The sequence below is a fragment of the Paenibacillus sp. N119s genome (assembly GCF_059447605.1).
Genome location: NZ_JCAJRU010000182.1, coordinates 1 through 10,588 on the forward strand (window position 1 = coordinate 1; position 10,588 = coordinate 10,588).

Annotated in this window: 10 protein-coding genes and 1 pseudogene; 9 read left to right on the forward strand and 2 right to left on the reverse strand. The window is 39.8% G+C overall.

Annotation, left to right across the window (positions count from 1 at the left end; translation table 11 throughout):
• From AC5V8P_RS18625 to AC5V8P_RS18655, 7 genes and pseudogenes are all read left to right on the forward strand, one after another.
• The coding region (locus tag AC5V8P_RS18625; protein WP_495473768.1) for a helix-turn-helix transcriptional regulator at positions 1-589 on the forward strand (589 nt) is incomplete at its 5' end.
• A 170-nt stretch (positions 590-759) separates the two neighbouring features.
• Complete coding sequence (locus AC5V8P_RS18630) at positions 760-1,353, forward strand: Crp/Fnr family transcriptional regulator (protein ID WP_064795743.1); 594 nt, start codon at positions 760-762, stop codon at positions 1,351-1,353.
• A gap of 3 nt (positions 1,354-1,356) precedes the next feature.
• Positions 1,357-2,337 (forward strand): aldo/keto reductase, encoded by a 981-nt coding sequence (locus tag AC5V8P_RS18635; protein WP_231116746.1) that lies wholly within the window; start codon positions 1,357-1,359, stop codon positions 2,335-2,337.
• An 8-nt stretch (positions 2,338-2,345) separates the two neighbouring features.
• Positions 2,346-3,008: pseudogene (locus AC5V8P_RS18640) on the forward strand (MFS transporter); the annotation flags it as partial.
• Positions 3,009-3,132: 124 nt separating this feature from the next.
• Positions 3,133-3,588: a DinB family protein gene (locus AC5V8P_RS18645; protein ID WP_064795745.1), complete on the forward strand. Its 456-nt coding sequence runs from the start codon at positions 3,133-3,135 to the stop codon at positions 3,586-3,588.
• Between the two features lie 495 nt (positions 3,589-4,083).
• Positions 4,084-4,902 (forward strand): MerR family transcriptional regulator, encoded by an 819-nt coding sequence (locus AC5V8P_RS18650; RefSeq protein WP_064795746.1) that lies wholly within the window; start codon positions 4,084-4,086, stop codon positions 4,900-4,902.
• A 24-nt stretch (positions 4,903-4,926) separates the two neighbouring features.
• The gene (locus AC5V8P_RS18655) at positions 4,927-6,102 is read left to right on the forward strand and encodes an MFS transporter (RefSeq protein ID WP_064795747.1); all 1,176 of its coding nucleotides are present in this window, start codon (positions 4,927-4,929) and stop codon (positions 6,100-6,102) included.
• 155 nt (positions 6,103-6,257) lie between these two features.
• On the opposite strand, the gene AC5V8P_RS18660 is transcribed toward AC5V8P_RS18655, so the two are convergent.
• A complete protein-coding gene (locus AC5V8P_RS18660; RefSeq protein ID WP_064795748.1) occupies positions 6,258-7,085 on the reverse strand; it encodes an HAD-IIB family hydrolase in 828 nt (275 codons plus the stop codon).
• A 76-nt stretch (positions 7,086-7,161) separates the two neighbouring features.
• Between AC5V8P_RS18660 and AC5V8P_RS18665 the strand changes: the two genes are divergently transcribed.
• On the forward strand, positions 7,162-8,154 hold the full coding sequence (locus AC5V8P_RS18665; RefSeq protein ID WP_231116747.1) for a LacI family DNA-binding transcriptional regulator: 993 nt from the start codon (positions 7,162-7,164) through the stop codon (positions 8,152-8,154).
• Positions 8,155-8,247: 93 nt separating this feature from the next.
• Here AC5V8P_RS18665 and AC5V8P_RS18670 read toward each other — a convergent pair whose 3' ends face one another.
• Positions 8,248-9,162: a LysR family transcriptional regulator gene (locus tag AC5V8P_RS18670; protein ID WP_063210826.1), complete on the reverse strand. Its 915-nt coding sequence runs from the start codon at positions 9,160-9,162 to the stop codon at positions 8,248-8,250.
• 468 nt (positions 9,163-9,630) lie between these two features.
• Between AC5V8P_RS18670 and AC5V8P_RS18675 the strand changes: the two genes are divergently transcribed.
• Positions 9,631-10,428 carry a dihydrodipicolinate synthase family protein gene (locus AC5V8P_RS18675; protein WP_064795751.1) on the forward strand — a complete coding sequence of 266 codons (798 nt, stop codon included), beginning with the start codon at positions 9,631-9,633 and terminating at the stop codon, positions 10,426-10,428.
• The last annotated feature ends 160 nt before the right edge of the window (positions 10,429-10,588 follow it).

Consider the following 10,588-nt stretch of genomic DNA (forward strand, 5'->3'; position numbering starts at 1 on the left):
TTCTCCTCATTACGTTTTATCACCAGAACTTTACAGCCCCTATGTAGCCCCTTATATTCAAGCAACTAACTTACCTTATGTATATATAGATTCTAATGAGCTCTGGGGGAAAAACATCTTAGATGCCATTTTGAAAATCAATCAATGTATTCAACAAAAATCACCATACTTTGAGATGGATATTACCATGCATTTAACAATGATCTGGAAAAACTTGGTCATGAATGGCTTTAAATTAGAATATGACCAGACGGAAATGGTAAAGAGTCAGCGGATCAAGCAAATGTTAAATTGGATCTATTTGCATTACGCTGAAAAAGTCACATTAGATGATATTGCGAAAGCTGGTCAATTGAGCCGTTCTGAATGCTGCCGATATTTCAAACGAGTGTTAAAGATAACTCCGCTGAATTATGTCATGGATTATCGGATTCAAAAAAGCTTGGTCTTATTGCAACAAGCAGAATCCAACGTTACAGAAGTTGCCTATAAGGTCGGATTTAACAGTGCCAGCTATTTTATAGAAAGATTCAGAAAAGCGATGAATATGACACCCTTAGCCTACAAAAAATCAAAAAAGGATGATTGATAACCCATGGATGAACGCTGCTGCGGAGCGTAGGGAAGTAGATTCGCTTAATATACATATTATTATCTTTTGTTAATTACAAGGTGTGAGTATGGAAATATAATCTAGACAGATGTTGGAGAATTCTGAACGCAACTAAATTTAAAGTATGGGAGTGAAGGGGGAAACAGATGGAGGATGAATTCGCTCAAATCCAAAATTCAATTGAACTGCTTATGCAGGATAAGCTGCCACAAGAGGTCGTTAACCATGCAATGAATAAGTTTACAAAAAAGAAAATTGCTAAAGGAGATTTATTAGTTCATCAGGGAGTTGTACAAAAAGAAATATATTTTGTTATCTCCGGTTTATTAAGAAGCTTTTATATCGATGTGAATGGGGATGATATCACAAGATTTTTTTCAAAAGAGGGTTCAGTGCTTTATTATGAAATATTGTTTGATCATAAACCTTCAAACCGTTGTATCGAGGCTTTGGAGGATAGTGTCGTTATGGCCATGTCATGTAATGATTTCAAAAAATTAATAGAGAATCATATATATTGCATGAAAGCTTATACAAAATTATTGGAACGTAAGTTGGAATATAAAATTCAAAGAGAGAGCAGTTTTTTATTAAAAAGTGCAACGGAGAGGTATTTGGATTTTAGAAAAGGGTATCCCCAATTGGAGAAGCGTATCAATCTAGCCTATGTCGCCTCTTATATCGGAATTACACCCGTGTCGTTGAGCAGAATCAGAAGAGCGATTGCGGAGGAGATTTAAAATTTGGAAAGCGAGGAGTTCATCATGAAATATGTAACCATGAAAAACGACAAAATACCGGCTATTGCACTGGGAACGTGGTCATGGGGCACAGGTGTTAACGGTGGAGACCGGGTTTTTGGAAATAACTATACTGCGGAGGACTTGAGACCTGTTTATGAAAAAGCCGTTAAACATGGTTTTACCTTATGGGATACTGCAGCCGTATATGGTTATGGCGCATCGGAAACCATTTTAGGCCATTTCATTAAGGAAGAACAAGATATATTGATTTCTACAAAGTTCACACCCTTCGATGGCCAAGAGCAAAACATGAGGAAGTCATTAAAGGAAAGTATGGAGAGACTTTGTAGGGAAAATATTGACCTTTATTGGATTCACAATCCCCGGAATGTTGAAAAATGGACACAAGAAATCATCCCCCTTGCAAAGGAAAATAAGATTAAACACATCGGGGTATCTAATCATAACTTGGATGAATTAAAATTGGCTGTTAGCATTCTGGAAAATGAGGGTTTGGAACTTGCAGCCGTTCAAAATCACTATAGCTTATTGTATAGGGAATCAGAAGAAGCAGGTATTATCGATTGGTGTAACGATAATCATATCGTTTTCTTCTCTTATATGGTTCTGGAACAAGGAGCACTAACAGGCAAATATAATGCTAATCATCCGTTCCAAAGCAATACAAGAAGAGGAGAAGCCTTTAGTATAGAAACCCTGAGAAAACTTCAAAATTTAATCAATGTTATGAGCGAGATTGGGGACAAATATAAAGTTGGACCGGCCCCCGTAGCAATGGCTTGGTCCCTTGTAAAGGGGACTGTACCCATTATAGGAGTTACCAAAGAAGCACATATTGACGATGCATTAACTGCTATAACTCTTACACTAGAAAAAAAGGACATTCATGATTTAGAACACGCTGCTATGGAGACAGGTATATCCGTTAGGGGCGCATGGGAAAAAAGTATGAAAAAATAATTTTGCGGTTGTCGCGTGTGCTTCCACAACGGAAACCGACACCTACATTAAATTATCGACAATTGATTCTATCGCTTGGCTTCCTATTTGTCCGTACACCCGTTCTACGTCGCCGCGCTTTCTATCAAGCTTGTCTGTTTGGCGCCTTTAGCTTGTTCTGGACCGTTATTCCTCTGCATCTGGCGGATCACTTTGGCCTCTCGCAGCAGGGGATTGCCTGGTTTGCCTTAGCTGGTGTGGGTGGCGCTATTGCCGCACCTATTTGTGGCCGATTAGCCTACAAAGGCTGGACCCGAGCTTTGACCGGCACATTCCTGGTGGTGGCTGTTTTTTCCTTCCTGCTTGCCGTACTGGTAAAAGGTCATTCTATTGTGGGTTTACTGCTGATGGTTGTCGCTGCAATTACACTGGATATGGCTGTTTCAGGCAATCTGGTATTGGGTCAACGCGCTATTTATTCGATTGGCAAAGAATCAAGAGGACGCTTGAATGGACTGTTCATGTCATTATTTTTCTTGGGCGGGGCAGCTGGCTCTTCCTTGGGTGGCTGGGCATACGCTCAAGGTGGCTGGCAGACTGCAGCTGGTTTGGGTACAGTTCTCCCGGCTCTGGCCCTGCTGTACTTCCTGACCGAACGAAAGCCCGTTTTTAGCAAACTCAAACAAAGCTAAAAGTTGTATGCCTCCCGGGGGGAACACGACGTCGCTTTATCAGGTAATTAAAAGTTTGAAGTCGTTAAACTAACGCGATACATTAGGTATAAGTAATCGATGAAAAGAAGAGGGGGAGAGCGAAATGAAGACAATCAAGTGCATGATGGACCACCTATACTGGGCGGACGGACGCATCTTGGACGCGCTCGAGGAGAGTAAGACGAAAAACAAGGGCCTTCTGAAGCTGGTTCGGCACGTTGCGGTCGCGGAACGAGTCTGGCTGGACCGATTGCAGGGCAAGGGTAGCGCGCAATATTCGTTGTGGGAGGAAACGGAAGACCTGACGGCAATCCGGGTGATGTTCGAAGAAAACGCCGAGCAATATCGCATCTATATCGAAGGGCTCAAGGAATTCGAGATGGATGAGATGATTGACTATGAGAACCAGAGCGGGGTTTCGTTCCGAACGTCCGCTCGGGACATCCTGTTGCAGGTCCTCTTACATGGGCAATATCACCGAGGACAGATCAACCGGGCACTTCGGATTGAATCGGCTGAGCCTGCTCAAGTTGATTACATCACGTTCACGAGACTCTAACGGGCCTAATAACCACCATAAAATCTAAAGTTGTAGGTGAATTATGGTTTATAATGGAGATGGAGATGTTATAAAAGAAGACCCGGGTTAGAGGAGAGATAGATCATGACGGGTTCAAACTTCATTGGCATGCTTCCCGACATCGAGGAGGGACGGCGAAGGGGATCACCGGCCGCTCGTACAACGAATATTCGATATGGAGCCGTTGGATGGGAAAATGCTTAAAGGTCTAAATGAAGAATTGGAACTCGCTGATCTTGAAGAGGACATCCAGGAAATAGGCTATCCGGTAAAAAGGGAAGATTGAAAATAGTATGTACATAGACATTTCCTGTTGAAAGTCGCTATTAAAGCGGCTTTTTTTAGGTTACCTCAATTACTAAGGCTTGAACCAACAGAATCCTATTAAGGGCGACGTTAATTGTTCACATCCTTGACTTTCCCCTGCACGGGAAACTGTATACTCACATTATGTTATAGATTGGAGATGATATTTTGTTCAAAATCAGTGCATTTTCCAGGCTAAGCAAGGTCTCCTTAAAAACACTGCGTTATTACGACCAGATTGGCATACTTAAGCCGAGAAAAGTAGATCACGATACAGGCTATCGTTACTATTCCGCAGATCAGCTTCTTGAGCTCAACCGAATCTTGATTTATAAGGAATTGGGTTTTACATTGCCCCAAATTAAACAGCTGCTTCAGGAAGATATTTCATTAGAAAATATTCAAGGCATGTTTAAGCTGAAAAGAAGCGAAATCCAGCATATCATCGATACGGAACAAGCCAAACTCGTCAGGATTGAGGAACGTATGCAGCTTATAGAAAAAGAGGGGCAATTCGAAACGGGGCAAGAAATCAGAATCAAAGCAGATGGTGCTCAATCGTTTTTTTATCAGAAAACATGCGGGAAAGAAGAGGACATTCCAGATTTATTCCGTCAATTTGATCAGTTATTAACAACAGAAATTCGTCAATCGATTCAAGGTCCTCAGGTTGTTTTATGGAAAGAGATTGACGGAAAAGAGGATGAGTTTGAGTTTGAAATCGGTTATTTTTTAACCTGTGAATTGCGATCATTTCCAGAACCGTTTCAGCTACGGACCCTTCCTCCTGAACCGATGATGGCCACAATGGCTTTTCATTCAAATGCTAGTTTTGATTGTGCAGCCTGTGTTCATTTAGCTAAATGGATTGAGAAAAATAACTATCAGATCAAGGAAAACGAATCAGGTAGGGAACTATATTTACCGTTAACTTCAGAACGAGATGCACAATTCATAGAAATACAAATTCCCATTATAAATAGATAACTGAGGAAGGTGGAGTGGGGGAAATTGAAAAATAAACGGATCATCTATGTCCTGGCACTGGCTGTTTTTCTGATTGGAACCATTGAATATATTATTACGGGAGTTATTGAGATGATGGCTGTGGACTTGGGAGTATCTACTTCGGAAGCCGGGTTATTGGTGACTGTGTTTGCTCTTGCCGCAGCCATTGTCGCTCCGATTTTAATTGCATTAACGATCAATGCAGATCGCAAGAAACTACTAATGACGACCCTTGGTGTGTTTATTGCCAGCAACGGACTTATGTTGGTAGATCTTGCTTATGAAACAGTACTATGGATACGAATTATCCAAGGGGCTAGCGGAGGAATCGCTACGGTTGTAGCCATGGCAGTGGCGACACGGCTCGTTGAAAAAGAAAAAAGGGGCAACGCCATCGGCATCATTTTGATGGGGCTTAGCAGTTCGCTAGTGCTGGGTGTTCCCATGGGCACATTTTTTAGTGAGATGTTTGGATGGAGAGCGCTATTTGTTTTAATCGGATTATTAAGTGTTCTTCCATTACTGATTATCTATCAAAAGGTTCCGGCAATCAAAGAAGAAGAAAAGGTTACCCTCAGAATGCAGCTCTCTATTTTAAGAAATCCAACCATATTGACGGCCTTGGTTATTACGTTATTTTATGTCGGCGGCTATTCTACACTATTTACTTATATTACACCCTTTTTGCAGGCCACGTCCTCTCTTTCCATGACAGAAATTAGCGGTGTTCTGTTTCTGGCGGGCATTTGCAGCTTTGTCGGATCAAGAGTAGGTGGACAATTGGCAGATGCAAAGGGATCGAAATTTACCATTTGTCTCGGGCTCATGTTACAAGGGGCGACTCTTCTATTATTCGCTCTAGCCGGAGTCAATCTCTGGGTATTAATCATGGTTTTAATGATTTTTATGTTAGCAACGTGGAGCATTTCCCCGGCTCAGCAACCATATCTGGTTACTCTGGCGCCTCGAAATCCGGACATTGCTCTTAGCGTAAATACTTCGTTCATCCAATTTGGTTTTGCACTGGGATCTGGATTAGGCGGGTTAGTCATCAGTCGTACATCTGTCCTATATTTGAATTGGCTGGGTTTTGCCGCTGTAAGCATAGCTTTAATTCTTGCCATCTTACTATTTAATAAAATGAGCAGTGGAACTAAAACTCCTATAGTTACTAAATAAGAAATGGACTGGACCAAGGTGAAAACTATTCAATACAAACAAGAAGGCAGCCAATCAAAGTGATTAGCTGCCTTTGTTTAACTAACGGGCAGGATAGAGTGACTTTTGTATAGAAAATTAAAAAAGAACGAATCAATTCGTGCGCAAGATCTGAATTACTCCCCAAAGAAATTTCTGCATACATGTAAAATCCCCTCGGCGTAAGGATAAGGGGCAACGTTGTTGTGGCATGACTTTGCCTCTGCCGTTGCGTTCTGGAGAAGATATCCATGGGCAACCATCTGAAGCATCTCGATATCATTTCCACTGTCACCGAAAGCCAATGTTTTGGACAGGGGGACCCGACTATAATCTATCAGGAATTGCACAGCCGCTTTCTTTCCAGTTCCTGCGGGGATAAAATCGACATCATATGCATGCTCAGGATCACCCGCCTTGGGATTGCAAATATTGATATTAATTCCGATTCTATGATTTGCAGCCAGATGCCTGATGATACGTATATCATATTGGGTTTTGACTGCTGATACCGGATAATAATAGTAGTTCATTTTGTACCCGGATTGCCCAAATTGAGTCTGTTCGTCAAGAACAATATTGAATGTTGATTTTAATTCGCTAATTAAATCTTCTACATCTCTTCGAGAGAATCCGGAGGCCCTTGTGATCTTTGCCCATGAAGGAACAGTGACCAGTTGTCCGTCAGGCGTGACTTCCCACATCTCTGTGCCCAGATTGCTCGCTATAAAATGGGGGAGCTGCGTCATACCGGCTATTTTTATTTTTGCTTGTATTTGCTGAACACTACTTCCGGTGACCCAAGCTATCTTTACCTGATAATTTTTGGCAAGCTGCTGGAGGTATTGTTCTAGTTCGTACACCATTTTGAGTTGTTCAGGCAAACATTCATGCGGGTAATACGTTTCGTCAAAATCAAACAATATTAGATATTCGGTTACAGTGGGGGTATATATGACTTTCATGAGTGTGACTCCTCCCATAGTTTGTTAACGATATCATAGTTGCAGGGAACGTTCCCAGGTCAATACTTTAGAAGAGGTGTTAATTTTGCCCACCATAATTGATATTTCACGTGTAAGCGGTCTCTCCAAGTCAACGGTATCACGTGTGTTAAATGACCATCCTCATGTATCTATTGAAAGCAGACAAAAAGTACAAAAAGCCATTACGGAGCTGGGATATGTCCGCAATACGCAGGGGGTTCAGTTGCGTCTACAGGCAAGCAATCATATCGGTGTGCTTGTCCCGGATGTGGAACATCCCTATTTCAGTCAGCTTGTTAGTGCATTAAGTCGATCTTTAGGCTCAATGGGGTATCAACTTGTCATCTATCAGACCGAATTATCCCGAGAGTATGAACGTGATGTGTATACCCGATTGGCACGCCGAGAAATGGATGCCGTGGTTATTGCTCATTCCCATTTCTCGGAGAGAGAAATTAAAGAATATATAGGTTCTCACATTGGAGTCATATGTAACGAAGCGACGGACGGAGAGTTTCTCGATGTCTTCCGATTGGATGAAGAAGATGCAGTCTTTCAAGCGACAGCATATTTGCTGTCCAAGGGGCGCCGTCATCTGTTTTTCTGTATGGATCACCTGACACAACTGCAAGAGAAAAGATGGAATGGGTTTCAACTGGCTCACCAACAATTCGGTCTTGTCTGTACGAAATCACAATGTTATACGGGGCTGATGACTATGGAAGATGGTTATGCCTTGGGAGAACAATTATTTACTTCTGATCAATTGCCGGATGGAATGATAACAGGTAGTGACTTTGTAGCTACTGGTTTATTGAAAGCAGCAAAGCAAAAAGGGATATCTGTGCCTCAAGAAATGTCCGTCATCGGATTTGATAACCATCCTGTAGGATTAATGACTAATCCGGAACTGACCACATTAACCAATTGTATTCCTGATATGGTAAGGGATGTTACGGAATGTCTTATCCGGCGATTGAAGGGGATGCGATCTGCTCCTATAACGAAAATCTACAAGACTTCGCTGATTATACGTAATTCTACTTAAAAAAAGTGAAGTGAAAGACAAAGAAGGATAGTGAAATGTCCAGCTCTATTATTAAGAGTATATAAATAAAGATTAATAAAATGAGTGGACTGTTTAGTCAGTGCCTTTCATAGAATTCTGAGTCAAATGGAGTGAAGCCTCTTTTAGAGTATTAATAAAAATACGTGTCGCAGCACTCAGGTATTTATCTTTCCTGTAGATAATTCCTATATATCGAGCAAGATTAACATTTAAAATGGGAATAATTCTGATACGAGGATGGTTAAGGTACTCTAAGTAAGGTCTCGGTAATATAGTTACCCCGATCCTATCTATAACCATATTAATTAAAGATTGCATGGTTGTTATTTCAAAGATCGGTTCTGGAATAAACCCCACGTCTTTACAAGCTTTATTTATAAGCTGTCTTATAAAATATTGTTCAGGAAGTAAAATGGAAGGTGTTGTTTGCAAGACTTCTATACCTAATTTATCTTGATTCTCTAACGGGTGTCCAACAGGCACTGCAAACGCCATTTCCTCTTTATATAAAGAAATGGTTTCTAATTCATCCCCTTTCATAGGTAAAAAAACAATGCCTATATCCAGCTTATTTTCTAACAGTTGTTTTTGAATATCCCCAGTACGTAATCCAAACACAGATATCTTAACACCAGGATATAGATGATGGAAACTACGTAATGTGGGCGGAATGAGGTAATTTTCAACGGTTAACAAGGTGCCTATAGAAATGGTTCCTCTTTGAAGGCCATTTAGTTCATCTATTGAGGTTTTTGCCTGTTCCAGTTCATGAAAAATGTTACGTGTATACTTTAAGAGTAATTCCCCTGATTCCGTAAGAGCTGTCTTTTTACCAATGCGATCAAATAAAAGTGTGCCAATTTCATGTTCTAACAAACGAATTTGTTGACTTAAAGAAGGTTGAGAAATCCCTACCTTTTCTGCTGCTCTTGTAAAATGTAGCTCTTGGCACACAGCGTAAAAATATTCAAGTTGTCTTAATTCCATTCTAAAGCCTCCTGGTTTAAACGGTAATAGTTCCTACCTTTGCATTTTGCAAGTTCATTAACATAAATTTCAATAGGAATTCTATAAACAATCTAAGATATTACACATTATATCATAGGCTAAACCTATGGTTATTATATAAATAATTGAATTGTACTATTGATTGAACTGTCTTAGACTATTATTTGCACAGAGATCCAAGTAAAGTCTTTAAACCTAAAAGTATAAATTCTTTAAACTGTGTAAAAATTTTGTGGGGGTGATAAGATGGGTAGCCAAAAAACAGAGATTATCTACTACAGTGAGTTTTTAATAAAGAGTAGGAAGCCTGCCGTTCGAGCATGTTCATGGAAATGGAAAGACATTTATCCATTACTAATCAATCTGTATCGGAAGACTTTCTTTAAAGTGGCCGTGGAACATTTGTCACTAGTTCTTGTAATGTATATACACTGGAGGATATAACTGATGAAAAATTTTAATGTTGCTATTCCAACTCCCTTTCGTGATGATGAGAGCTTATATTTAGAAGGATTCAATCCTATTGTTAAACATTTAACAGATAACGGGATAGATTCACTACTTGTGTCTGCTACGACAGGCGAACAAAATTCAATGAGCATTGAAGAGCGTATGCAAATTATTGATTATTTTAATCAACAAAAATTTGAAAATGTTGAACTGATGTTTGGCGTATCAGCTACTACAACAAGAAATGCAATAAAACTGGTTAAAAAGCTTGAGGAATCTGTTTTTGATTCTATTCTAATTCAGTTTCCACCTTATATTCAGCCGACACAACAACAAGCTATTTCTTATATCAATGAGCTGCTACAACATACCACCAAAAACGTTGTCCTTTATAATAATCCTTTCCGAACAGGATTTGAGCTAAGTGCTGAATCATTAAAGACTGTTATTAACCAGAAGTACTCTAACCTTGTAGGACTTAAAGAAGAGAGTGATGCCAAACGTCACCATAATACTGACTTACCAGATGATTTCATCATGTTCGCTGGTGGAGATGTAAATCTTACAGAAAAGATAATGAATGGATGTAATGGACTTTCTAGTATGGTAGGAAATGTTTACCCACAAGAAATCAAACAAATTTTTAATGACTTATTAATGAATAAACCAGTAGACCTTTGGAAGATAAAACAATTAATTAATAAAGTTACAAGTGGTCAAGCCATCATAAACATAAAAAATCACTATAATTCTTTAGGTATAAAAGTAGGGGCTTGTCGTTCTCCTATTAACTAACGGGAGAAGTCCAAAAATTCGCTTAATTTAATTAAAATGTTTAAAAGTAACCGTCAAGTAGAAAACAACATTTTATTATGTTCTCTGCTTTACGGTTACTATTGTGGAACCATATAGAAGTGTGGCAATCCAAACAATAAATGAATTGATTGCCTAATTT